At 70.2% G+C, this 23,793-nt stretch carries 26 protein-coding genes; 13 read left to right on the top strand and 13 right to left on the bottom strand.

The annotated features are described in order from the left end of the window. Positions 1-282 precede the first annotated feature (282 nt). From OHT21_RS41425 to OHT21_RS41415, 3 genes are all read left to right on the top strand, one after another. Entirely contained in the window at positions 283-1,758 is a 1,476-nt protein-coding gene (locus tag OHT21_RS41425; protein ID WP_328773383.1) for an MFS transporter, read from the top strand. A gap of 102 nt (positions 1,759-1,860) precedes the next feature. Next, positions 1,861-2,223, top strand: a complete 363-nt coding sequence (locus OHT21_RS41420) for a DUF1304 domain-containing protein (RefSeq protein WP_328773382.1) — start codon at positions 1,861-1,863, stop codon at positions 2,221-2,223. Further along, the gene (locus OHT21_RS41415; RefSeq protein WP_328773381.1) at positions 2,220-2,777 is read left to right on the top strand and encodes a TetR/AcrR family transcriptional regulator; all 558 of its coding nucleotides are present in this window, start codon (positions 2,220-2,222) and stop codon (positions 2,775-2,777) included. Before OHT21_RS41420 ends, OHT21_RS41415 begins: the two co-directional genes overlap by 4 nt. A 92-nt stretch (positions 2,778-2,869) precedes the next feature. Here OHT21_RS41415 and OHT21_RS41410 read toward each other — a convergent pair whose 3' ends face one another. Beyond that, entirely contained in the window at positions 2,870-3,976 is a 1,107-nt protein-coding gene (locus tag OHT21_RS41410; protein ID WP_328773380.1) for an NAD(P)-dependent alcohol dehydrogenase, read from the bottom strand. Positions 3,977-4,021: 45 nt separating this feature from the next. Next, on the bottom strand, positions 4,022-5,476 hold the full coding sequence (locus OHT21_RS41405) for an aldehyde dehydrogenase family protein (RefSeq protein ID WP_328773379.1): 1,455 nt from the start codon (positions 5,474-5,476) through the stop codon (positions 4,022-4,024). 104 nt (positions 5,477-5,580) lie between these two features. On the opposite strand from OHT21_RS41405, the gene OHT21_RS41400 reads away from it, so the two are divergent. Continuing rightward, a complete protein-coding gene (locus OHT21_RS41400; protein ID WP_328773378.1) occupies positions 5,581-6,021 on the top strand; it encodes a MarR family winged helix-turn-helix transcriptional regulator in 441 nt (146 codons plus the stop codon). A gap of 180 nt (positions 6,022-6,201) precedes the next feature. Continuing rightward, positions 6,202-6,582: an anti-sigma factor antagonist gene (locus OHT21_RS41395; protein WP_328773377.1), complete on the top strand. Its 381-nt coding sequence runs from the start codon at positions 6,202-6,204 to the stop codon at positions 6,580-6,582. Positions 6,583-6,639: 57 nt separating this feature from the next. Here OHT21_RS41395 and tuf read toward each other — a convergent pair whose 3' ends face one another. Continuing rightward, positions 6,640-7,833 (bottom strand): elongation factor Tu, encoded by a 1,194-nt coding sequence (tuf, locus tag OHT21_RS41390; protein WP_328773376.1) that lies wholly within the window; start codon positions 7,831-7,833, stop codon positions 6,640-6,642. Positions 7,834-8,261: 428 nt separating this feature from the next. Between tuf and OHT21_RS41385 the strand changes: the two genes are divergently transcribed. Next, positions 8,262-8,912 (top strand): DUF4230 domain-containing protein, encoded by a 651-nt coding sequence (locus OHT21_RS41385; protein ID WP_328773375.1) that lies wholly within the window; start codon positions 8,262-8,264, stop codon positions 8,910-8,912. Here the strand turns inward: OHT21_RS41385 and OHT21_RS41380 are convergent. Continuing rightward, positions 8,900-9,085, bottom strand: coding sequence for a hypothetical protein (locus tag OHT21_RS41380; RefSeq protein ID WP_328774471.1), 186 nt, complete (start codon positions 9,083-9,085; stop codon positions 8,900-8,902). The genes OHT21_RS41385 and OHT21_RS41380 overlap by 13 nt on opposite strands. Then, positions 9,082-9,267 carry a hypothetical protein gene (locus OHT21_RS41375; RefSeq protein WP_328773374.1) on the bottom strand — a complete coding sequence of 62 codons (186 nt, stop codon included), beginning with the start codon at positions 9,265-9,267 and terminating at the stop codon, positions 9,082-9,084. Before OHT21_RS41375 ends, OHT21_RS41380 begins: the two co-directional genes overlap by 4 nt. 230 nt (positions 9,268-9,497) lie before the next feature. On the opposite strand from OHT21_RS41375, the gene OHT21_RS41370 reads away from it, so the two are divergent. After that, a complete protein-coding gene (locus OHT21_RS41370; RefSeq protein ID WP_328773373.1) occupies positions 9,498-10,139 on the top strand; it encodes a VanZ family protein in 642 nt (213 codons plus the stop codon). Between the two features lie 150 nt (positions 10,140-10,289). On the opposite strand, the gene bla is transcribed toward OHT21_RS41370, so the two are convergent. Together bla and OHT21_RS41360 are read right to left on the bottom strand one after the other, a co-directional pair. Further along, a complete protein-coding gene (gene bla / locus OHT21_RS41365) occupies positions 10,290-11,219 on the bottom strand; it encodes a class A beta-lactamase (RefSeq protein WP_443050561.1) in 930 nt (309 codons plus the stop codon). Positions 11,220-11,328: 109 nt separating this feature from the next. Beyond that, positions 11,329-11,565, bottom strand: coding sequence for a hypothetical protein (locus OHT21_RS41360; RefSeq protein WP_328773371.1), 237 nt, complete (start codon positions 11,563-11,565; stop codon positions 11,329-11,331). 175 nt (positions 11,566-11,740) lie between these two features. Between OHT21_RS41360 and OHT21_RS41355 the strand changes: the two genes are divergently transcribed. Further along, the gene (locus OHT21_RS41355) at positions 11,741-12,775 is read left to right on the top strand and encodes a PHP domain-containing protein (RefSeq protein ID WP_328773370.1); all 1,035 of its coding nucleotides are present in this window, start codon (positions 11,741-11,743) and stop codon (positions 12,773-12,775) included. 76 nt (positions 12,776-12,851) lie between these two features. Continuing rightward, positions 12,852-14,078, top strand: a complete 1,227-nt coding sequence (locus OHT21_RS41350) for an FUSC family protein (protein ID WP_443050559.1) — start codon at positions 12,852-12,854, stop codon at positions 14,076-14,078. Between the two features lie 106 nt (positions 14,079-14,184). On the opposite strand, the gene OHT21_RS41345 is transcribed toward OHT21_RS41350, so the two are convergent. Next, positions 14,185-15,159: a phosphotransferase family protein gene (locus OHT21_RS41345; RefSeq protein WP_328773369.1), complete on the bottom strand. Its 975-nt coding sequence runs from the start codon at positions 15,157-15,159 to the stop codon at positions 14,185-14,187. A 172-nt stretch (positions 15,160-15,331) separates the two neighbouring features. Between OHT21_RS41345 and OHT21_RS41340 the strand changes: the two genes are divergently transcribed. From OHT21_RS41340 to OHT21_RS41330, 3 genes are all read left to right on the top strand, one after another. Further along, on the top strand, positions 15,332-15,826 hold the full coding sequence (locus OHT21_RS41340; RefSeq protein ID WP_328773368.1) for an FBP domain-containing protein: 495 nt from the start codon (positions 15,332-15,334) through the stop codon (positions 15,824-15,826). Positions 15,827-15,907: 81 nt separating this feature from the next. Beyond that, complete coding sequence (locus OHT21_RS41335; RefSeq protein ID WP_328773367.1) at positions 15,908-17,155, top strand: FUSC family protein; 1,248 nt, start codon at positions 15,908-15,910, stop codon at positions 17,153-17,155. Between the two features lie 93 nt (positions 17,156-17,248). Beyond that, positions 17,249-18,478, top strand: a complete 1,230-nt coding sequence (locus OHT21_RS41330) for a lactonase family protein (protein ID WP_328774423.1) — start codon at positions 17,249-17,251, stop codon at positions 18,476-18,478. On the opposite strand, the gene OHT21_RS41325 is transcribed toward OHT21_RS41330, so the two are convergent. Then, positions 18,446-19,207, bottom strand: a complete 762-nt coding sequence (locus OHT21_RS41325) for a DUF2470 domain-containing protein (RefSeq protein WP_328773366.1) — start codon at positions 19,205-19,207, stop codon at positions 18,446-18,448. The genes OHT21_RS41330 and OHT21_RS41325 overlap by 33 nt on opposite strands. 107 nt (positions 19,208-19,314) lie before the next feature. Continuing rightward, positions 19,315-20,145 (bottom strand): pentapeptide repeat-containing protein, encoded by an 831-nt coding sequence (locus OHT21_RS41320; RefSeq protein ID WP_328773365.1) that lies wholly within the window; start codon positions 20,143-20,145, stop codon positions 19,315-19,317. Between the two features lie 217 nt (positions 20,146-20,362). Here OHT21_RS41320 and OHT21_RS41315 point away from each other — a divergent pair, with 217 nt between their 5' ends. Then, positions 20,363-20,563 carry a DUF5999 family protein gene (locus OHT21_RS41315; protein ID WP_328773364.1) on the top strand — a complete coding sequence of 67 codons (201 nt, stop codon included), beginning with the start codon at positions 20,363-20,365 and terminating at the stop codon, positions 20,561-20,563. Positions 20,564-20,596: 33 nt separating this feature from the next. Here the strand turns inward: OHT21_RS41315 and OHT21_RS41310 are convergent, their stop codons facing one another. The 3 genes from OHT21_RS41310 to OHT21_RS41300 all read right to left on the bottom strand — a co-directional run bounded on the left by OHT21_RS41310 (position 20,597) and on the right by OHT21_RS41300 (position 23,791). Then, complete coding sequence (locus OHT21_RS41310; RefSeq protein ID WP_328773363.1) at positions 20,597-21,343, bottom strand: PIG-L deacetylase family protein; 747 nt, start codon at positions 21,341-21,343, stop codon at positions 20,597-20,599. A 64-nt stretch (positions 21,344-21,407) separates the two neighbouring features. After that, positions 21,408-22,709, bottom strand: a complete 1,302-nt coding sequence (locus tag OHT21_RS41305; RefSeq protein WP_328773362.1) for an alpha/beta fold hydrolase — start codon at positions 22,707-22,709, stop codon at positions 21,408-21,410. A 56-nt stretch (positions 22,710-22,765) separates the two neighbouring features. After that, the gene (locus OHT21_RS41300; RefSeq protein WP_328773361.1) at positions 22,766-23,791 is read right to left on the bottom strand and encodes a LacI family DNA-binding transcriptional regulator; all 1,026 of its coding nucleotides are present in this window, start codon (positions 23,789-23,791) and stop codon (positions 22,766-22,768) included. Positions 23,792-23,793 lie beyond the last annotated feature (2 nt).

The following is a 23,793-nucleotide window of genomic DNA, read 5'->3' as shown; positions in this document are numbered from 1 at the left end:
GACTCCAACTGTGAGGGGGGCGGCGCGAGTTGAGGCGATGCCCGTTCAGGCGGTGCCCGTTCAGGTTGTCCCCGTTCGGGCGCTGCACCTTGAGGCGGTGCACCAGATTCCGCCTCTGCGGGCTGAGGGGTTAGGGGACGTACTGACAGTTCGTCTGGCGCGTTCTGTCAGTTCGCTGACAAAGCGGGGCGCCGATTCCATGCCGTGGGCCAGAGCCAGTGCGCGGCCACGCCGCCGACAATCCGGGGCTACGGCTGCCCCGGCCGGCGGAAGGAGCGACTCTTGGGACGTACACGGCTGTTCGCGTTGTTTGCACTGCTCACGCTGACCGGGTTCATCACGACGCTCGACAACACGGTCATCAACGTGGCCCTGCCGACCGTGCAGCGCGAACTGGGCCTGAGCGTCACGGACTTGGAGTGGGTGGCCAGCAGTTACGTACTCAGCTTCGGCGCGCTGCTGCTGCCCGGCGGGCGGCTGACCGACCTCTTCGGGCGCCGGTCCGTATTCACGGTCGGGGTGGTGGTCTTCACGGCGGCGTCGGCGGCCGCGGCCGTCGCGGACAGCGGTGGGACGCTGATCGCGGCCCGTACGGTGCAGGGCGTCGGGGCCGCGCTGGTGATCCCGGCGTCGCTTGCCGTGGTCGCCGCCGATCTGCCCGCGCGGCGGCAGTCGATGGCCGTCGGCTTGTGGACGGCGGCCCTCGCCGTGGCACTGGCGCTGGGCCCCGTGGTCGGCGGCTTCGTCACTCAACAGTGGAGCTGGGGCTGGGTGTTCGCCCTGAACGTCCCCTTCGGGATCATCGCCCTGCTACTGATGCCGGCCGTACCGGCCAAGGCGAAAGACCCACCCGGGTCCTCCGAATCTCGCCGCGGCGGACTCGATCTGCCGGGTGTCCTGTTCTCCGTCCTCGCGCTGTATCTGCTGACGTACGGGCTGGTGCGCGGCACGGAGCACGGGTTCGGCGCCGCGCCCGTACCGCTGTGCCTGGCTGTTGCGGCCGTCGCCACCTGCGTGTTCCTCCTCGTGGAGTCCCGGACCGCCCGACCACTCGTAGAACTCGCCCTGTTGCGCGACCGATTCCTCACGGGCGGGGTGCTCGCCCAGGTGCTCTGGGGCATCGGCGTGAACGGCGTCTTCTTCTTCACAGCCCTCTACCTCCAACAGGTCCTCGGCTTCTCACCCACCAGGGCCGGTCTGGCCTTCCTCCCCCTGGCGGGCGCGCTGCTGCTCTGCACACCACTGGCCGAGCGCGCCGCACGCGTACTCGGCGCCCATGTCTCGATCGCGGCGGGACTCGCCATGGTGGCGACCGGCCTGCTGTACGTCTCAGGATCAGGCGCACAGGCCGACTACTGGGACCTCCAGCCTGGCCTCCTACTGATCGGCGCAGGCTCGGCCCTCACCACTCCCCTGACCGTGCGCTGCCTCACCCAAGTCCCGCACGCCCGAACGGGCATGGCCACCGGCCTGGTGAGCGCGGCCCGCGAAGTCTCCGGCGTCTTCGGCGTGGTACTGGTCGGCGTCGTCCTCACCCGCCGCGAACGCTCCGAACTCCGCTCAGGAGCAGACCCACGCACCGCGTTCCTGGAGGGCTACGACCTCGGCCTACGACTCGCGGCGTGCTGCGTCCTGGCGGGCGCGTTCGTCACCCTGGCGACACTGCGACGCCGGGGTCGGCATCGGCGAGTACGGCAACGGTGGATACGACCGCGCCGGGAGCCGACGCGGACCGAAACTCCCCTTGTCATGAAGTGACGCTCACAAGGAGCCGAGGTAATTCCTGGTCAGCTGTCCATGTATGGTGGACATCTGTCCAGGAAATCCCAGGGCAGCACCACCCCTCAGAGGAGCCCCCTCATGCAAGCGCTCGCAAGCACACTGGTCGGGCTCGTGGCTGCCCTGCACGCCTACATCTTGGTTCTTGAGATGTTTCTGTGGGAGAAGAAGCCAGGGCGGGGGCTGCACGGGTTCGATCCGGAGATGGCGCGGGCCACCGCGCCGATGGCCGCCAACCAGGGGCTCTACAACGGGTTTCTCGCCGCGGGGCTTGTGTGGGGGCTGGTTGCCGGGGATCCAACCGGGTTTCGTGCGCAGGTCTTCTTCCTGGTGTGCGTCATCGTCGCGGGGGTCTATGGGGCCGTGACCGCGAACCGGCGCATTCTGTTCGCTCAGGCGCTGCCGGGCACGCTCGCCCTGGTCGCCGTCCTCGTCGCCCAGTGACCCCCGCCGCCGACCCCCGGGCCGAACGCACCCGGGCCAAGCTGCGTCGCACGCTGCTCGACGAGTGTGCGCGGCGCCCGCTGTCGGAGGTCAGCGTTGCGGCGCTGGTGCGGGGGGCTGGAGTCGGGCGGGCCACGTTCTATCTGCACTACGCCGACCTGGAGGACCTGGCCGTCGACGCCTGCGCCGATGTCGTACGCGAGGCCGTGGACGCCCTGCATGCCTGGCGCGGGCGGCCCGATCCGAGGACCGCGCCGCCCGCGCTGCTGGCGTTCTTCGAGGAGCTGCCCCCTCATGCCCCGCTCTACCGCGCCCTGTTGAGCCCGGGCGGCGGAGGCCCGCTGGGCCGCGTACTGCATCAGGACCTGCGCGCCCGCAGCCAGGCCGAGCGCGAACTCGTCGGCGCCCCCGAGGCGCCGCTCATCGCCTCCGCCGTGGCCGCGACCTTCGCCGGCGTCCTCGCCGACTGGCTGCACGGACTCATCGAGGCCACCCCGGAGGAGATCGCCCACCGGGTGTGGCGCCTGCTCGTCACCCTCAACCTCAGCCAGTAGCCAGGCAGAGGCGCCCCAACTCCCGGGAAGTTGGGGCGCCTCGACACCCATCACGCATCACGCGTCACACATCACGCGTCACACATCAGGCATCACGCGAAGGTCATCACCGGCTTGATCGCCTTGCCCGCACCCATGTCCTGTACGGCCTGGCCGATATCCTCGAAGGCGTACTTGCTGATCAGCCGGTCCAGCGGCAGTCGGCCCTCGCGAACCAGCTTCACCAGGGCGGGTATCGCGGTCTGCGTCTCGTGGTCGCCGAGGGTCAGGCCCACCACGCGCTTGCCGCCGAGCATTCCGTTGACGTCCAGCGCGACCTCCGAGCCGAACGGCGGGGCGCCGACGATGACCGCCGTGCCGCGCGCGGCGAGCGCGTCCACGCCCTTGCGCAGGACGGCGACGCTGCCGGTGGTCTCCACGACGCCGTCGGCCCCGGCGCCGTCCGTGATCACCTGGATCGCCTCCAGGATGTCCCCGTCACCGGCGTTCACGGTGTGAGTGGCACCCAACTCGCGGGCCAGCTCCAGCCGTTCGGCCACCAGGTCGACGGCGATCACCGTGGTCGCGGGCGTCATGGCGGCGGCCATCACCGCGGACAGACCGACCGCGCCGGCCCCGAGGATCACCAGCGTGTCCCCGGTCCGGGGCGCGAGGACGTTCCACACGGCGCCCACCCCGGTCTGCACGCCGCAGCCGAGTGGTGCGATGGTCTCCAGCGGTACGTCCCGGTCGACCTTGACGAGGCTCCGCTGGTCCACCAACGCCCGCTCGGCGAACGAGGACTGGCCGAAGAAGTGGCCGCCGAGGGGTTCGCCGTCGCGGCTGATGGGGCTGGTGCCGTCGGGCCGGCGCCCGCCGATCAGGTTCAGCGGCAGCCAGGTGGCGCAGTAGGCCGGGTGGCCGTCGCGACAGTTCTTGCAGCCGCCGCAGGACGTGAAGGACATCAGGACGTGGTCACCGGGCTCGATGCCGGTGACGGCGGAGCCAACGGCCTCAACGACGCCCGCGCCCTCGTGCCCGAGAACTCCGGGCAGCGGGAACGGCAGACCGCCGCCCGCCACACCGAGGTCGGTGTGGCACAGCCCGGCGGCGACCATCCGGACAAGCGCCTCGTTGGGGCGCGGTTCGTCGAGCTCGACGGTGGACAGCGTGAACGGTGCGCCCCCGGACTCGACCACAGCTGCACGAGTAGTAGACATACTCAACTCCTTACGAGAGTTACGAGAGACGAGAAGCGGGAGCGCTCAGTCGAGCGAGATCACGACGGACTTGACCTTGGTGTACGCGGCGAGCGCCTCGGGCCCGTACTCGCGGCCGAAGCCGGATGCCTTGACCCCGCCGAAGGGGACGTTGGGGTCGAGCATCGCCCACTCGTTGACCCAGACGATGCCGGCCTCGATGCGGTCGGCGACCCGGTGTGCGCGGGCGAGGTTGGTGGTCTGGAGGCCCGAAGCAAGTCCGTACGGCGTGGAGTTGGCCATCGCGACGGCCTCGTCCTCGGAGTCGAAGGGCTGCACGGTGAGGACCGGGCCGAAGATCTCCTCCTGGACGACACGGGAGTCGTTGGCGAGGTCGGCGATGACCGTGGGCTTGTAGTAGAAGCCGCCGTTCAGGTCGAGGCGCTCACCGCCGCAGACGATGCGGGCGCCCTCCTTGCGGGCCAGTTCGACGTACTCCTCGACCTTCTTCAGGTGCTTCTCGCCCGCCATCGGGCCGATGACGGTCTCGGGCTGCCGGGGGTCGCCGATGGGCACGCCGGGCACGGCGTCGGCGAGGATGCCGACCACGGTGTCGTAGAGCGGGCGGGCGACCAGCAGGCGGGGGCCGCCCATGCAGAACTGACCCGTGTTGAAGACGAAGCCCTTGATGACGGCGCCGATGGCCTTCTCGAGGTCGGCGTCCTCGAAGACGATGTGGGCCGCGTTGCCGCCGAGCTCCATCGTGACCGGCTTGAGGGCCTCACCGGCGACGCTCGCCGCGTGCCGGCCGACCGCGGTGGAGCCGGTGAAGGCCACCTTGTCGATGCCGGGGTTGCGCAGCAGCGCCTCACCGGCGACCGGTCCGCTGCCGGTGACGACGTTGTAGACGCCGTCCGGGACGCCTGCCTTCTTGAGCAGTCCGGCCATGTAGAGAGCGCTGAGCGGGGTCTCGTCGGCGGGCTTGTGTACCACCGTGTTGCCGGCCGCGAGCGCCGGGGCGATCTTCGAACCGGCAAGAATCAGCGGGAAGTTGAAGGGCGTGATCGCGGCGACCACCCCGAGCGGACCGCGCCGGGTGTAGGCGTGCGCGTTGAGCGGAGTGTCACGGGTCGCGCCGTCCAGAGTCCAGGCGAGGGAGGCGTAGTACTCGTAGTCATTGGCCGCGTTCGTGATGTCGACGGCGTGGGTCAGTGTGATCGGCTTTCCTACGTCCAGGCTCTCCAGACGCGCGAGCTCGTCCGCGTTCTCCCGGATCAGCTCGGCGACCCGGTGCAGCACGCGGCCGCGCTCTCGGCCGCTCAGCGTGGCCCAGCCGCTGTTGTCGAAGGCGTCGCGTGCCGCCCGTACCGCCGCGTCGACGTCGGAGGCATCGGCCTCCGCCACCGTCGTGACCACCCGGCCCGTGGACGGGTCGATCACATCCGTACGCGCCCCGCCGGACGCCTCCCGCCACTGGCCGCCGATGAACAGCTGCCCGGGCTCGCTCTCGAAGGTGGTCATGGCCACTCCCCAGCCTTGTTCGCCAAGATTCAATCAACAGGATTCCTGTTGGTCCGAAGTCTCATTACAGACAGGTTTCCTGTCAATGCCCTAGGCTGACCCTTATGGTCGGCACCAAGGCATCCACCAAGGCACCCCCGTCGCTTCTCTACATGATCAAGCAGGTGGAACTCGTGGTGCGCTCCCATTTGGACGAGCTGCTGCGCCCCTCGGGGATCACGGCGTTGCAGTACACCTCGCTCACCGTCCTGGAGCGGCACGACGGTCTGTCCGCGGCCCAGCTCGCGCGCGACTCGTTCGTCACCGCGCAGTCCGTGGCCGATGTAGTCCGGGCCCTGGAGAACCGCGGCCTGGTACGCCGCGAGCGCAACCCCCGCAACCGCCGGGAACTCCTCATCCTTCTCACCGAGTCTGGCCGCGATCTGCTCGATCGGCACGCCGAGCCCGTACGGGAACTCGAGGAGCGCATGGTCCGCGATCTCACCGCGCACCAGACGGAACAGTTCCGGTTGACACTGTCGAAGACGTGGCAGGCGCTGTCGTAGCGGCACGGCCGTACGGACGGCACGGTTGCGTTGTACGGAAGTGAGCCCATAACCACTGGGCGCAGAACCCGGCAAACCCAAGACATATGTCAATCGAACATGCTGGAATTCACCCCATCGGGGTTGGATCGCAGGCTGCTCCAGAGTTTTCCGGGCGGGGAACGGTGAGGTGATGTCGGCGTGCGCAACGGGACTGAGACCCTCACCCCGCATCTGCACGTCCACCGGAACCGCGGATACACCGTGCTCGAGTTCCACGGCGAGATCGACATCGTCGCGGCGCTGGACATCGTGCCGTTCCTGGACGCGGCGACGGCACATCCCGGCGCACAGGTCGTGCTCGATCTGCGGCACATCGAGTTCTTCGACTGCTCGGGACTGCGCTTACTCCACCGGGCCCGCCTCCGGGTCCTCGACCGCGGCGGGCGGCTGCAACTGGTCTGCACCCACCCGCTGACCCTGCGCATCCTCCAAGTGACCGGGCTCGATGCGTACTTGCCCGCGCTGTCGACCCTGGACGAGGCCCTGGGGCATCCCGAGGCCACCTCCGGCTCCGTATGACATGCCATCGACTTGCTTATGACCTGCCCCGGAGGTGCGCCCCGGAAGTCCCGAGGGCTACTTCACGATCTTGGTGACCTGGCCGGCGCCGACCGTCCGGCCGCCCTCACGGATGGCGAACTTCAGCCCCTCCTCCATGGCGACGGGCTGGATCAGCTCGACGTTCATGGTGGTGTTGTCGCCGGGCATGACCATCTCGGTGCCCTGCGGCAGGGTCACCACACCCGTCACGTCCGTCGTACGGAAGTAGAACTGCGGACGGTAGTTGTTGAAGAACGGCGTGTGCCTTCCTCCCTCGTCCTTGGACAGGATGTACGACCGCGCCTCGAACTCGGTGTGCGGAGTGACCGAGCCCGGCTTGATGATGACCTGGCCGCGCTCCACGTCCTCACGCTTCACCCCGCGCAGCAGCAGACCGCAGTTCTCGCCGGCCCTGCCCTCGTCGAGGAGTTTGCGGAACATCTCGATGCCGGTGACCGTGGTGGTGGTCTTCTCCGGCTTGATGCCGATGATGTCGACGGTCTCGTTGACCTTGAGGACGCCGCGTTCGATACGGCCGGTGACGACCGTACCGCGGCCCGTGATGGTGAAGACGTCCTCGATCGGCATCAGGAACGGCTGGTCGATGTCGCGTACCGGCTCGGGGATGAACTCGTCGACGGCCCTGAGGAGTTCGAGGACCGACTGGCCCCACCGCTCGTCGCCCTCGAGGGCCTTGAGCGCGGAGACGCGGACGACCGGGACGTCGTCGCCCGGGAACTCGTACTCGGTGAGGAGCTCACGCACCTCAAGTTCTACGAGTTCCAGGATCTCCTCGTCGTCCACCATGTCGGCCTTGTTCAGGGCGACGACGATGTACGGCACGCCGACCTGGCGCGCGAGCAGGACGTGCTCCTTGGTCTGCGGCATCGGGCCGTCCGTGGCGGCGACGACGAGGATCGCCCCGTCCATCTGGGCCGCGCCCGTGATCATGTTCTTGATGTAGTCCGCGTGACCAGGGCAGTCGACGTGTGCGTAGTGCCGGTTCTCCGTCTGGTATTCGACATGCGCGATCGAGATCGTGATGCCGCGCTGACGTTCCTCGGGCGCCTTGTCGATCTGCTCGAACGGCGTGTACGGGTTCAGGTCGGGGAACCTGTCGTGCAGCACCTTCGTCACGGCTGCCGTGAGAGTCGTCTTACCGTGGTCAATGTGACCGATGGTCCCAATGTTCACATGCGGTTTGGTCCGCTCGAACTTCGCTTTGGACACTGCAGGCCCTCCTGATCACCTGGGTGACGCCGAGCGCGCTTGGCTTGGTCCTGTAGCCGCGTTCTTTCAGCGGTATGCGGCCTTTTCTTCAGAATACGCGGGTGGTCCCCTCTCGCCAGGTGCTTGTTTCCGGGCTCAAGGCGGCGGTGAGCGGGCGGCGCGGTAGCGGATCGCACCCTGAGAGGCCGCAGGCCTCTAGGGGCGCGGGGCTCTAGGGGCGCGGGGCTCTAGGGGCGCGGGGCTGTGACATTTGCGGCTCCGCCGCGGGGCGCGACCAGCCACAACGAACCCGCAGCTTCGAAACTGCCCCTACCCAGCGGAGCGCGTGCGCCCTCAATGCGCCCCCGTCATCCGTCGCATTCGGCCAAGAAAGCGGTCCGGCAAGGGACTTGATGGGTATTCAACTAGCGGGAAGGAGGTCGTTCGACATGACGACGTCCCTGAAGCGCCTGCCCGGATGGGCGAAGCTCCTGAGTGCGGTGCTCCTGGTACTGGTGGTGCTCTTCGCCGGGCTACGGCTGAGTGTGCTGCCCGGTCTGGGCGATGTGTTCCGCGAGGACACCCACGACCGTTCGGGGCCCACGCTCCTCAAGTCGATCCAGGACATCAGCCGTTACGACGCCGCCTCCGGCAACTTCCAGGTGGTGGTGGATCTGGAGAAGGACGCCCGTTTCCTGCCCGACGCGCTCCGCGGCACCCGCACCCTGTACGTGGGCGCCGGCACCGTGGACGCCTACGTGGACCTCGGAAAGGTCGGCGAGAACGACGTGACGGTCAACGAGGACCGCACGTCCGCCACGCTCAAACTCCCGCCCGCCGCGCTGGGCAAGCCCGCCCTCGACCCCGACCAGTCGTACGCCGTGTCCAAGCAGCGCGGTCTGCTCGACCGGCTCGGTGACATCTTCTCGGACAACCCCAACGACGAACGCGCCGTGCAGCGGCTCGCCGCCCGGCACATCGGTGACGCGGCGAAGGACAGCAAGCTCACCGCCCGCGCCGAGGAGAACACCACCGGCATGCTCAAGGGGCTGCTGGGCTCCCTGGGCTTCAAGGAGGTGAACGTGACCTACGGGACGTGAGTCCCACTCTTCGACCCGTACCGGGCGAGCAGCAGCAGGGCGGGGCAGAACAGCGTCGTGGACAGGTTCTGCGCGACGACCCGGCGCCGCAGCGGGCCCGTGGCCACGCCCCACACCACCGCCGCGCCGCCCCCGGCGAGCGCGGCCGTCGCCGTGACGGTCCAGCCGTTCATCCGGCGTCCACCGCCCGGCGCGCGGCTCGCGCGGCGACGGCGCCGACGAGGGCGGCGCCCGCCCCCACCACCAACTCCAGGGTGTCCACGGTGGTGATGAACACGAGCCAGAGCACGGTCAGGTCGGCCCACCAGGCGAGGACTTCGGACAGGGCGCGGATGAGAGTCGTACGTCGCGTCATGCGCACCACCTCCGAACCGCTGATCCCTTTTCAACCGACATATCTGACACGTCATCCAAACACCGTCGGAGTGCCGCCCGGTGACGGCGCGCGACGTGTTGGTGGCCGGAGTGCCCCTGTAGTGCGAAGGAAATCTCGATGTGACCGGTTCGGGGGCGGTCGTCGGCATCGTCGACCGTTTCGGGGGTAACTGTCTTGGTTGAAGCGTCAGTTGAACGCTGGAGGGTTGCATGGCCCGTGCCCCGAAGTCACGTTCGAGCACCCCGAAATCAGGCTCAAGCACCCGGAAATCAGGTTCAGACACCCCGAAGTCCCGCTCAAGCGCCTCGAAGGCTCGCTCAAGTACCGCGAAATCCCGCTCCCGTACGCCCCGTACGGCGAAGTCGGGCCGTAAGCCGGCGCCCGCAGCGAGCGGCCGACGTCCCCTGCCCCTTTTCGTACGCCTGCTGGTGCTGCTGGTCGCCGTCGCCGCCATGGTGGCGTTCGCCGCGGCGCTGGCCCAGATCACGCTCCAGCCGTCGCCCGCGTCCGAGGCGCTGACGCACACCAACCTGCGCCCGGGCCGCTCCCTGCGGGCCTACCTGGACCAGCCCGAACTCCGCGACGCGGCCAAGCAGATCGGCGGCAACATTCTCCTCGGCGTCCCCTTCGGGATCCTGCTGCCCGTGGTACTCCCCGGGGCGCACGGAATCCTGCGGGTCATCGCGCTGACCGCGGTGGTGATGATGCTCGTCGAGCTGGTGCAGGGGGCGCTGGTCACCGGTCGCGCCTTCGACATCGACGACGTACTGCTCAACGTCACCGGGGCGACGGCCGGTTACCTGCTGCTTGGGAGGCGGATGGGGCGGGCGGTGCACCCGGCTAAGCGCTGAGCGCTCCGCTGGGTGGGCGGTTCGAAGCTGCGGGTTCGTTGTGGCTGGTCGCGCCCCGCGGTGGAGCCGCATATGCCACAGCCCCGCGCCCCTGAGAGGCCTGCGGCCTCCTCAGGGGCGCGGTACTGCATCGGACTTCCACAAGTCCGCTTAGACCAGCGCCTTCGCCAGGAGAGCCGCAGTGTCGGCGACGAGCCGTTCGTCCATCGGAGCCTCGCGGCCGGCGCCCGGCTTCGTGGACAGGACGGCCAGTACGAGTGGTGTGCCGTCCGGTGTCCAGGCGATGCCCGCGTCGTTGGTGGTGCCGTACTTGCCGGTGCCCGTCTTGTCGCCGAGGGCCCAGTCCTGGGGCAGCCCCGCGCGGAAGCGGTTGGTGCTGGTGGTGTTGGCGAGCAGCCACGCGGTCAGCTGGCGTCGGTCGCGGGGCGTGAGGGCGTCGCCGAGGGCGAGCTTCGCGTAGGTGCGCCCGATGGCGGCCGGGCTCGAGGTGTCCGTCACGCGCTCCGGTTCGGCCGAGTTGAGCTCGGGCTCCCAGCGGTCGAGCCGGGTCCTTCTGTCGCCGATCGAGCGGCAGAAGCGGGTGATCGCCGTGGGGCCGCCGAGTTCACGGAGCAGGAGGTTCGCGGCGCAGTTGTCGCTGTAGGCCACGGCGGCCTCGCACAACTCGGCGACGGTCATGCCGTTCGCGAGGTTCTCCATCTTGCCGGTGACCGGGGCGCCGCCCGCGTCCTCGACGTCCTGCTCGGTGTACCTGATGCGCAGGGAGAGGAACTCACCGTGCCGGTCAAGGTCCCTGAGGACGGCGGCGGCAGCGAGCGTCTTGAACAGCGAGCACATCGGAAACGGTTCGTCCGCGCGGTACAGCACGCTCCGGCCGGTCACGGTGTTGCACCCGAACACCCCGAGCCGGGCCGAATGCTCCCGCTCGAGTTGGTTCAGCGCCTGCTGGATGTCGTCACCCGGCGAACCCGGTGAGGCCGCGTGGGCGGATCCGCTCGCGGACACGGCGGCGGCGAGGGCCGTACCGGCGCCCAGGGCAAGCACGGCGCGGCGGCTGGGGCGTACTCCTAAGAACTCCACGTGCACTGTCTCCTCGTAACGATGATCAGTGTTCGCAGAGGCAGACTCCCCGCCGGCGCCGCCCGGTTCCCTCACTCAGGCTGTGTGTCGCGGGCCACACCGGAGGTTCTCAGTGGATCTTCCAGGTGTGTTTGTCGCCGCCTACCCAGCGGACGGCCTCGGGGTCGTCGGCGTCGTGCACGGGGATGCCGTAGGCCGCGGCGGCGACGAGGACGTCGGTGAAGGACTTGGCCTCGCCTATGACGGCGCCGTCGATCTTCACGATGCGGAAGGGCGGATTCCCGGGTTGGACGCCCAGAACCATGATCCGCGGGTGCGAAATGTAGGGGCTTGCGATTTCAGTCATGATCCCACCGGCTCCACACGCGGCCGCCGGCAAGCTGCCGGACGGCGATGTCAGTCGTGGCAATCGGCTGCGCCGATATGGCCAGGCGGCCGAAAAAGGGTCGCAATTCATCGTGGCACAGCAGGGCTCCGGTGACCGCTGTGCGGAGCCGTCCGGGTGGCGCGACGCTGGGGACATGGAACCTGCCGAAGCTCTGGACCGGATCGCCTTCCTGCTGGAGCGGTCCCAGGCACCTACCTATCGCGTACGGGCGTTCCGCACGGCGGCGAACGCGATCGCGGCGCTGCCCGCCGAAGAGGTCGTCAAGAGGGCGGCCACCGGATCGCTGGAGTCGCTGAAGGGCGTCGGGCCGAAGACCGCACAGGTGGTGCGGGAGGCGCTGGCGGGTCAGGTGCCGGGGTATCTGGAGCGGCTGGAGCAGGAGGCCCCGGATCCGCGCGCGCAGGGCGGGGAGCGGCTGCGTGCGTTGCTGCGCGGCGACTGTCACCTGCATTCGACCTGGTCGGACGGAGGGAGCCCGATCGAGGAGATGGGGCGGGCGGCGGCCCGGCTCGGGCATGAGTGGGCGGTGCTCACCGATCACTCGCCGAGCCTCACGATCGCGCGTGGGCTGTCGCCGGAGCGGCTGCGGGAGCAGCTCGACGTCGTGGCGGAACTCAACGCGCGCTGGGCGCCGTTCCGGCTGCTCACCGGCATCGAGTGCGACATCCTCGAGGACGGTTCGCTGGACCAGGAGCCGGAGTTGCTGGACCGGCTGGACGTCGTGGTGGTCTCGGTGCACTCGAAGTTGCGGATGAAGGCGGCGGCGATGACCCGCCGTATGGTCGCCGCCGTACGCGATCCGCACTCCGACGTGCTCGGGCACTGCACCGGGCGGCTCGTCGGCGGGCGCGGGCGACCGGAGTCGGAGTTCGACGCGGACGCGGTGTTCGCGGCCTGCGCCGAAACGGGGACGGCGCTCGAGATCAACTGCCGTCCCGAACGGCTCGATCCACCGCGCCGGCTGCTGCGCCGTGCGGTCGACGCGGGCGTGCTGTTCTCCGTGGACACCGACGCGCACGCACCCGGCCAGCTGGACTGGCAGGGGTACGGGTGCGCGCGGGCCGAGGAGTGCGGGGTCCCGGCCGAGCGCGTGGTCAACACGTGGTCGGCGGACGAGCTGCTGGCGTGGACGCGGCATCGGGACGTGCCGGGTGGCGTGACCTCGTAGGGACGAGGGGCCCGGCTGCGTAGTACCAAGAGGCCCGGATGTGTGCGCGGCCCGTTTCTCCGGTTACTCGGCTCGGATGATCCGTCTGACCGAGGCCAAGGACCGGGTGGGGAACGAGATGCGGACCGTGGCCGAGGCCGCGCGGCTGGCGGCGCGTGGGCCGGGCAGGGAACGCGACCTCCTTGTGCAGTCACTCAAAGCCGCCGCGGCGGCGCTGCTCGCGTGGACCGTGGCGGACGAATGGCTCGGCGACCCGATGGCGCTGATGGCGCCCTGGGTGGCCGTGGTCCTCGTACAGGCCACCGTCTACAGCTCGCTGCGGCAGGCCGCCCAGCAGTTCGCGGCGATCTGCGTCGGCACCCTGCTCGCCTCGGCGGCCCAGGTCCTCACGGGCAACACCCTGGCCGCACTCGCCCTGTCCATCCCGGTGTTGATGCTGCTGGCCAACTGGCGCCGCTTCGGCGACCAGGGCATCTACGCCACGACCACCGCCCTGTTCACGCTGGCCTCGGAAACGGTGACGACCTCGGCGATCAGCCACCGGGTCGCCCAGGCAGCGCTCGGGGCCGTCATCGGGGTCGCCGTCAACGCCTTGATCCTGCCGCCGGTCCACCTGCGCGACGTACGCGAGAACCTGGCGGCTCTCGCGCAGGAGACGGGCGACGTACTGGCCGATATCGCCGAGGACCTGCGGCACGGCGATCTGGACGTGTCGACCGCCGCGCACTGGTCGCGCGCCTCCGCCCGACTGGCACGCCGGCTCGAGGGCCTGCGGGCGGCCAGGGGCTGGAGCCAGGAGAGCCTGCGGCTCACGGCGGACTCGCTGAAGGCGTTCCACCGGGTGCCGCTGGATGTTCCGGCGGCGGACGAGGACGAGCGGTGGAGCAGGATCACCGGGCATGTGGCGGCGCTGATCCGGGCCCTGGTGGTCTCGGTCGACGGCGAGCGGACCGCCGACCCGCCGGACGGAACCGCCCTGCACAGCTACGCCCGGCTGCTCGCCCTGCTCGCGGAGAACTGCCACCGCGAGAGCCGGCGGCTGCTGGAGCCGGGCGCACGCCGGGACGATGCGGATCCGGACGACTCGGATCGGGACGACTCGGATGCGTACGGTACGGACCGCCGGGCGGAGGCGACGATGCGGGAGCTGCACGAGACGCTGCAGTCCAGCCTGCGCGACCACGCCGGCCTGGGCGCGCCCCGCGCCGCCGTCCTGGGCACCCTGCTGCTCCAGGCCGAGAACATCTGGGCCGAGACGGACAGCCGGGCCCGACCCCTCGCTCGTGACGCATCTCACGGTTGACCTGCGCGGACCGGGGAACCCAGGCCAGTAGTTTCCCGTTAAATGAGATGTGGGGCCCCGACCGTGATTCCCCCGTCCGGTCGGGGTCCCTTTCCGTTGCCAGGGCTCAGTCGAGTGCGTCCAGGGCGGCCGTCAGCTCCGGAGCGACGGCGTCCCGGATCCAGGGCTGCCGCTCCTCGACCTGAGCGCGGGGCACGAGCTCGATGTGCATGATCAGGTAGAGGTAGCTGCGGTAGAGGGCGAGGCGTCGACGAGCGGCCGAGGTGAACACGGCGTTCCCGCCCGCCTGTTGATATCCCTCCAGGAACGCCTCGTCCACCTCGATGTCACCGAGCAGCGCGAGCGAGACGAATTCCGCCAGCGGATCGCCCCAGAACATGCGCTCGCCGTCGATCAGCCCGCCGATCCGGGGTGCCGCGCCGCCCTCCGGACGCTCGACCAGGATGTTCCCGTCCCACAGGTCGAAGTGCACGAGGCGCGGCTCCGTGACCTCGTCGAGCGCGTCGTACGCGGCCTTGGCCGACCGGGCGATCTCGTCCACGGGCCGGGGCAGCCAGGCCGAGTAGCGGCGTGCGTCGTCCAGAACGGCGTCGTACATCGTGGTGAAGGCCGTACGCCAGTCACCGGCCAGCGGCCCGAGGGCACCGGACGGGTATCCGAACCCGGGTCCGGTCACCCGGTGGAGCCGGGCCATCTGGCGCCCCAACTCCCCACGCAGACCTGGCCGTTCGCCCTCAGTGACGGAGGAGTCCCACGGTTCGCCCGGGCATGCCGTCATCAGCAGATACCGCCCCGTGGACGCGGCCTCGTCGTGACAGACGCCCACCACACGCGGCGCCGTGACGTCGACTGTGGCGGCAGCGCGATAGAACTCCGCCTCGGAGACGAGCAGTTCACGCTCATGACGCATACCGGGGTCGCTTGGCGGGGGCGGAACCTTCAGTACGTAACGACTGCCGTCGTCGAGCAGCAGCTCCTCGACGGCGTTGTACGTTCCCCCGGCCAACGACCGGCACCGGACCAGCCGTTCTCCCGACATCCCGGCCGCCTCGAGCACCCGCCGAGCCCGCGCCTCCGACATCCTGCCCCCACCCAGTTGATGATCCGGCCTACGGTTCCGGTACAGGGTACGGGGCGAGAAATCCGTTGGCTCTCACCGATTTGGCTATGTAGCGTAGGCCGAAACCTAGGAGCCCTAGGTTCGTAAATCGGCCCCGCGCCGACAGCCCTGACTCCCCACAAGGACCCCCACAATGCGACCGCTCACCGAGCAGGACATCCGCACCTCGTTCATCAACTGTTCGAAGGGCGAGGCGAAACGCCTCTCGATACCGCGTGACCTCGCCGAACGCCCATGGCCCGACCTCGACTTCCTCGGCTGGCGAGATCCGGGAGCGCCCGACCGCAGCTATCTCGTCACCGAGCGCGAGGACCGGCTCGTCGGCGTCACCCTGCGCTTCCCGTCTTCCCAGCGCGGCTTCCTGCACCGCAGCATGTGCTCCCTGTGCATGACGACCCACCCGGGCAACGGCGTCAGCCTGATGACGGCGCGCAAAGCGGGCGCGGCGGGACGTGAGGGCAACTCCGTGGGCGTGTACATGTGCGCCGACCTGGCCTGTTCGCTGTACGTACGCGGCAAGAAGATCCCGGAGTCCGGGCTCCGTATCGAGGAAAGCCTCACCGTGGACCAGCAGATCGCGCGGGCGACGGGCAATCTCTCCGCTTTCCTGGACAAGCTGTACACATAGGGGGCCTGTCGCTGCTCGCCGACCGGCCTGTGTCACCGTCGGACACGTTCGGTGGGGCTACGGGACGGGAAGTGGCGAAGGATGCGGGATGTACGTGAGGCGTGGGCCGCGGGCGCGGCCCAGGTCGCGAAGTGGCGCCAGGAGCCCGTGTTCGTGCAGACGGTGCGGTCGGCCGCGGCCGCGACGATCGCGTATGTGGTCGCGCTGCAGTTCAGCCCGGAGGTGGCCCCGCTCACCGCTCCGCTGACCGCCCTCCTCGTCGTCCAGGTGACCCTCTACTCCACGCTCACCACGGGCGTACGCCGAGTGAACTCCGTGGTGGCCGGCGTGCTGCTCGCCATCGCGTTCAGTGCCATCGTCGGACTCACCTGGTGGAGCCTCGGTCTGCTGATCCTCGCCTCGCTGGCCGTCGGCCACCTGGTGCGGGTCAGCGAATTCGTGCCCGAGGTGGCGATCAGCGCGATGCTGGTCCTCGGCGTCACCAGAGTCGGCGACACAGCCTGGGCCCGGGTCCTTGAGACCTTCATCGGAGCCGTGGTCGGGCTCGGCTTCAATCTGCTCTTCGCTCCCCCGGTGTGGGTGGTCGCGGCCGGCGAGTCCATCGAGGATCTGGCACGCCGGATGCGGCAGTTGATGCTGCTGGTCGGCGAGGAGGCGGGCGGGCGCACCCCCGTGGCGTACGCGGCGGAGCGCCTGTACGAGGCCCGTCGCCTCGACCACGACATCGTCGAGGTGGACGCGGCCCTCAAGCAGGCCGAGGACAGCCTGAAGCTCAATCCCCGGGTACGCGAAGGGCTACTGCACCGTGTCGTCCTGCGGACCGGACTCGACACGCTGGAGATCTGCACGGTGGTCCTGCGGGTGCTCGCCCGCAGCCTCACCGACCTCGCCAAGCTGCGGGAGCCCGAGCCGCTGTTCGAGCGCGAGACCGGCGCCACGGTCGAGCAGCTGCTGGCCGAGGTCGGCGACGCCGTGGTCAGCTTCGCCGTCCTGGTCACCAGCGACGTCAGCCAGAGCGCGGAGTCCGCGGAGGCCCGGCTCGCCACCGAACTGGCCCAGGCGACCGCCACCCGCGACAAGCTGGCCCAGCTCATGCTCGACGAGGTCCAGCGGGACGCGCGCCAGTGGCAGCTGCACGGCGCGGTGCTCACCGAGGTCACCCGGATCCTCGACGAACTCGACATGGAGCACCGCTCCGACCGGCTCCTGGAGGAACTGGACCGCTGCACGCGCGAGCAGCGCGAACGCCTGCCCAGCCTGAACCGCCTGCGCCGCCGTCTGCGCAAGCTCCGGCGGAAGCCTCGTACCGCCTCGGATCGAGCCGCCTGACCAGCCACCACTTGCAGCCGCATTTGCCCCGCACCGCCGAGAGCGGTCAAGGTGGCTGTCACGGCCGAGGCGATCGAGACCAGAGGTGCGGGCATGGGCAAGGGTGCGGAACCGGCGCGAGGCGGGCTCGGCAGGCGCCGTTTCGTCGGGGCGCTCGCGGCGGTCGCGGTGACCGGCCCGGCCGGCTGCGGCACCCAGGACACCCCGGACAACCCCGAGGCCGGCGCCCCCTCCACCCCGGCGCGCGCCGCGTCCCCCTCCCCCTCCGCGAAGCCCCGCCCCACCGGCCCGCGCCCCCTGTTCCTCGGCACGTACACCTCCGTCGAGGGCGGCGGCACCGGCATCGGACTCGCGACGTACGACACCGCGACGGGCCGTATCACCGGCAAGGGAACCCTCACCGGCATCGGCGACCCGTCCTACCTCGCGGCGCACCCGGACGGCCGCACGCTCTATGCGGTCAACGAGCGCGAGGACGGCGGCGCGACGGCGGTCCGGCTCTCAACGGGCGGACGGCACAAGGTACTTGGCACGCGCGCCACGGGAGGCGCCGCCCCGGCTCACCTGTCCGTACACCCAGGCGGGCGCTGGCTGCTCAGCGCCAACTACGGGTCCGGCAGCGTGGCGGTGCACCCCATCGAGACCTCGGGCGCGCTCGGCGAGCGGACGGATCTGGTGACACACTCCAGCCCGCCGCCCGGCCCCGGCCAGGAGAGGCCGCACGCGCACCAGTTCATCACCAGCCCGGACGGCGGCCATGTGCTGGCGGTCGATCTGGGTACCGACACGGTCTACACCTACCGCCTGGACGAATCCGCGGGCACGCTCCGCCCGGTCTCACAGGCCCGCACGCGCGCCGGCGCGGGTCCGCGGCATCTCACCTTCCACCCCGGGGGCCGCTTCGCCTATCTGGCGAACGAACTCGACAACACGGTCACCGTGTGCGCCTACGACCCGGAGACGGGACGGCTGACGCCGGGCGATCCGCAGCCCACGGGCACGGGCGGTGGCACGAGTTACCCGTCGCAGCTACTGGTCACACCGAAGGGCTCGTACGCGTATCTCGCCAACCGCGGCCACAACAGCCTGACCCGGTACGCCGTCGAGGCGAACGGGGCCCGGCTGCGCCTCCTGGACACCGTGCCGGTGCGCGGGGACTTCCCGCGTCACATCGCCCTCTCGCCCGAGGGGAACCTGCTGTTCGCCTCGAACCAGAAGTCGAGCACGGTCAGCGTCTTCCACGTCGACGGGAAATCGGGCCAACTCCGGCCCGCGGGCGAGCCGTTCGCGTCACCCGTCGCCGTCTGTGCGCTGCCGCTGTAGTGCGCGCGGGCAGGTTCCGCCGCTGGCCTGGGCGAGGAGGATGTGCATACGTTCCGTCAGCTGGCCGAGGTCGTCGGCGGGCCGGTGGAAGGGCAGGCGTACGTCACCGTGGCCGCGTGAGCGCTCGATGCGCAGGGTCAGCGCGTGCCGGTCCACGGCGAGCGGCTGGACGCGTACCGCGCCGTGCAGGCTGTCGGGCTCGACCAGGCGGGTGAGCCGCTCGACGGCGTCCGGGTGGGCGTCGGCGAGGTGGGTCAGCAGCCGGGCCTCGGCGGTGGCCAGCGGATCGGGCTCCGCGCGGGCGTACTCTTCGCGGTCGACCACGACCGCCCCGCCGGAGTCGCGCAGCACGATGCGGGTCGGGGTGAACGTCAGGTGGCCCTCGTCGGGCGCGAACCAGCCGGCCATCCAGAGCCGGGCGCGGATGCGGTTGTGTACGGGAACGGGTGCCACGTCGGCGAACTCGAGGACGGCGGACGGCTCTCCGCGCGGCGCTCCCCCACTCTCGGCTCCGCTCGAGCGGGGGGACCCCCAGATCGCGGCCGTGGTGAGCATGCTGTCGTCCGGCAGGTGCAGCAGCGCGCGGCCGTCCTCGGCGACGGTGTGGACGCCGATGAACTCCTCGCGGCCGCCCTCGGCGGTCACCGCGCAGGACCATGCCGTGGCGAGCACGGAGCGGGCACGCTGCGCCGTTGACGGCACGGCGGTCCAGGTGTGACGGTCACCCATCCCAAACCTCCCTTAGGTAAGCCTTGCCTAACCTACCGAAGATCGAGGCTCACGCCAACCACGTCGGGCTCTTTTCACAGGTAATGCAGGCGATGGGCCGTTCGCCGTCAGAGCCGCGCGGTCCAGTGCGTGGGGTGGGTGACCGACCCCGGCAGTCTCGTACTCCCGCTTCCCCGGGCCGAGTTGAGCTGCGGCTGGGTCAGGAAGAAGGCGCCGGTCAGGTCCGCGTCCGTCAGGTCGGCGTCGCGGAGATCCGCGCCGATGAGGTCCGCGCCCCGCAGGTCGGCGCCGGTCAGGTCGGCGGCGATGAGGTAGGCGCCGCGCAGGTTGGCGCCCTTGAGGTCGGCTCCCTTGAGGCGGGCGCCCATGAGGTCGGCACCCCGGCGGTCCTTCTTGCGGCCACGGGTGCCCGCCCGCACCAGTTCGCTGGTCCGCAGCAGGAGCACGTTGACCCTCTGCCGGTGTGCGGCAACGTCCAACTCGCCCAGTTCCTCCGGGGTTTGGCGGGCCAGCCGCTCGGTCTCGCCGAGCAGCCGGCGGAGGTCGGCGTGGACGGGACGGGCGGCGGGCAGGGTCAGCGCCTCCGTCAAGTACCAGAGGAGCTCATGGAGTTGCCGTACGACCGGAAAGACGTCGAACATCCGCTGGGCCTGCTCCCGCGTCCCCGTCCGCCAGTCCTCCCCGCCGAAGGTGCTCTGCGAGACCCGCTGCCCCGCGCCGAAGCAGTCGTAGACCGTGCAGCCGTTGAAGCCGCGCTGCCGCAGTTCGGTGTGGATGCCACAGCGGGAGTCGGTGCGCAGGTTGGAGCAGGGCTTCCCCGCCGCCTTGTCGACCGGGAAGTCCGCCGAGGCCGAGAAGGGCAGCGCGACACAGCACAGGCCGAAGCAGCGGGTGCAGTCCGCGCGGAGATCGTGCAGGTCGAGGGGGTGGTCGTGCATGCCGTCAGCCTACGTCGGACCCGCTCCGACCCGTCCGGCTCCCCCGCTCCGACCCGTCCGGCTCCCTGCTCGGACATCCAACTCCCCTCCACCGAACGAAAACTCACCGATGAGTTTCCGGCCGTGTGGGGGTCTCCACATACAGAAGAAAACAAGCTCCGCTACTACAGAGATACGAGCCAAGAGTTACGCACCACACAAACCACAGGAGAGCGTCATGTGCACCCACCAGCCCCCGTGCCCCACCGCCGAGAGCCCCGACCACCACGCCGCCGTGATCGTGTCCGCCCACCCCGAGCAGGGCTGGTACCTGCTGTGCAACGGAACCATCGTCTTCGACGACACCGGCGAACTCCTCCCGGACGGCAGTGTCGTCAACCCGCTCCGCGCCCTCGGCCCGCTGACCGTGGCCGCCTGAGACTCACCGGCGCAGCAGCCACCGGCCGGACAGCTACCGGCCGAAGAGCTCGAAGGCCACGGCCGGCTTGCCGCCGAAGCGCTCGCCCAACTCCTGCGCGTAGCCGATCAGAAAGCCACGGACGTACGTCTCAGGGTCCTCGTCCGTCAACACCTCGATGTACGTGCGGTGTTCGAGCAGAGACCGTACCGCCCGCTCCAGACCCGGCGTCGCGTCCACCGCGTGCGTGGGGCTCGCCGAACCGGCGACGGCGACCCAGCGGACCCCGTTCCAGGGTTCGAGGCCCTGGTCGGTCAGTTCGGGAAAGATCCATCGGTTCCCCGCGTCGGCGGCGGCGTCGAGCGTGGCCCGTCCCACGGCGACATGGTCCGGGGTGTTCCAGCCGACCCCGCCCCAGGTGTCCCGGTGGTTGAGGGTGATGACCAGTTCGGGCCGGTACTTGCGGATCGCGGCCGCGATGTCCCGCCGCAGCGCGATCCCGTACTCGACGACCCCGTCCCGGTGGTCCAGGAACTCCACCTCGCTGACCCCGACGATGGCTGCGCTGGCCCGCTGCTCCCGCTCCCGCAGCGGCCCGCATTCGGCGGGGTCCATCGTGTCGATGCCCGCCTCACCACGGGTCGCCAGCACATACGCGACCTCGCGGCCCGCGTCCGTCCACGCGGCGATCGCGGCCGAGCAGCCGTACTCGAGATCGTCCGGGTGGGCCACCACGGCGAGGGCGCGCTGCCAGTCGTCCGGCATGGGCTTGAGCTGGTTGTCAGTGCTCGGCTCCGTCATGGTTCGCAGATTAATGGGGCCCGGTCGTATGCGCCCGCGCAACAACCGGGCCCGCACCAGTCGTTCAGACCTCGTCCCGGGACAGGGCGATCAGCCGGTCCAGTACGCGTGGGCCGCCGGCCCGTACCCCGTCGTGCTCGAACTCGTTCGTCACCCAGGCACGCAGCCCCCGGATGGTGCCCGCCGTCTCCAGCGAGTGCTCGGTGTCGACGTACATGTCGTCGTGGTAGACGGCCGCGGCGACGGGGACCTCGTTGGCGGCGAGGCGGTCAGGGGCGTACAGCGGGGCCCAGTCGGCGCGCTCGGCGAGGAGATCCGCCGTCTCGCGCAGCGGGCGCAGCGCCGGGTCGTTGTCGAACGTCCAGGGGTGCACGGACTCGCCCGTGAACAGCAGCGGCCCGTCGCCCACGAGGGTCTTGGCCGCGTCGAACTGCGGGAACTCGGCGCGCACGCGCTCCGCGGCCCAGCCGGTCGGCTCCGCGCCCTGGCCGTAGCAGGCCTCGTGGACCAGCGCGTACAGCGGGTGGCCGGCGAACGACAGCAGCCCCTGTACCTCCTCCTGGAAGGCGTCGGAGAGGGCGGGGCCCTGCGGGGTGCGGACGAAGGCGTCCTCCAGGAGGTAGTGGAGGCGGTGGCTGCCGTCGCTCTTGCCGAGGACGATGCCGAGGGACTGGAAGGCCTCGACGGTGAGCCGGTAGCCGTTCGGCAGGACGACGTCGTGGGCGAGGAGGTGCTCGGCGATCCGCCGGGCCCGCTCGACGTCCTGCGGGTAACGGGCGTAGTGCGCGGCGGCCTTGTGCTCGATGCGCGGGTACGCGGCCCGGTAGACGTCGTCCGCGTGCGCGTCCAGGGAGGGCAGGCCGCCGGTGATCAGGGCGGTGCGCAGGCCTTCGGGCGCGTACGACAGATAGGTCACCGTGCAGAAGCCGCCGAAGCTCTGGCCGAGAACCGTCCACGGGGCGCCGCCGGTGACCGTGGGACGGATGGCCTCGCAGTCGCGGACGATGGAGTCGGCGCGGAAGTGCGCGAGATAGTCGGCCTGTTCACGCGGGCCGCCGCGCAGCGGGAGCGTCTGGCGGTTGGCGGGCGTGGAGTTGCCGGTGCCGCGTTGGTCGAGCAGCAGCACGCGGTACTCGTCGAGGGCGCGGCCGAGCCAGGCCTGCTTGCCGATGAAGCGGTTCGCGCCGAAACCGGGGCCGCCTTGCAGGTAGACCAGCCAGGGCAGGTCGCGCTCGGCTTTGTCGGTGGCGACGACTTCACGGGCGTACAGCTCGATCGTCTCCCCGTCCGGGGCGTCGTGGTCGAGGGGCACCGTGAAGCGGCGGTCGGTGAGGACGACGCCGGGCTGACGGTAACTGGCGCTCACTGCGGCTCCCGAGGACGTGCGGACTGACCTTGCGGGGCCAGTTCAGCACATGATCGTCAGCGCGGGGGCAGGCTGGAGCGGCGTACGACGAGTTCCGGCTGGAGTACGACGCTTCGGTGCTCGTGCGGGACCGGGGCCGTCTCGGACTCGGTCTCCTCCAGGAGGAGTTCGGCAGCGAGGGCGCCCATGGTCACGGCGGGCTGGCGTACGGAGGTGAGGGGGACGGCGGCGGCGGCCGCGAACTCGATGTCGTCGTAGCCGACGATCGCGAGGTCGTCGGGGACGGAGACGCCGGCCGCGAACATGGCCTGGAGGACGCCGAGCGCGAGCAGGTCGTTGGCGCAGAAGACGGCGGTCGGGCGCTCGGCGAGACCGAGGAGCCGGGCGCCGGCGTCGCGGCCGGCGGCCACGTCGAGCCGCTCGGTGGGCAGTTCACGCAGGCAGTCCGCGCCGAGTCCGGCCTCGGCCAGCGCGTTCAGCGCGCCCGTCCGCCGGTCCCTGACCTGGTTCAGTCCGGGCGGCCCGCTCACATACGCGATGGAGCGGTGCCCGGCGTCGATCAGATGGCGTACGGCCAGTGCCCCGCCCGCCACATCGTCGACGGACACCGAGCATTCGGTGGCGCCCTCGGCGACCCGGTCCACGAGTACGAACGGGATGCCGTGCCGGCGGAACGCCTCGATGTTCCGCCCGGTCGCGTCGGCGGGCGTGAACAGCACGCCCCGCACCCGCTGTTCGGCGAACAGCGACAGATACTCGGCCTCCTCGCCGGGGCTCTGCGCGCTGTTGCAGACCATCACGCCGAGACCGGCGTCACGGGCGGCGCGCTCGGCGCCGCGTGCCACGTCCACGAAGAACGGGTTGCCCATGTCCAGGACGAGCAGGCCCATGATCCGGCTGCGCCCGGCCCGCAACTGCCGCGCCGACTCGCTGCGGACATAGCCGAGCCGGTCTATCGCGGACAGCACGCGGGCACGGGTCTCGGAGGCGACCGTGTCCGGCCGGTTGATCACGTTCGAGACGGTGCCCACCGAGACACCGGCGACGCGGGCGACGTCCTTGATACCCACCGAATGAGCCATCA

This window comes from Streptomyces sp. NBC_00286 (genome assembly GCF_036173125.1).
Taxonomy (GTDB): Bacteria; Actinomycetota; Actinomycetes; order Streptomycetales; family Streptomycetaceae; genus Streptomyces.
The sequence above is the reverse complement of the archived record's forward strand: the minus strand, read 5'-3'. Positions and strand labels throughout refer to the sequence as shown.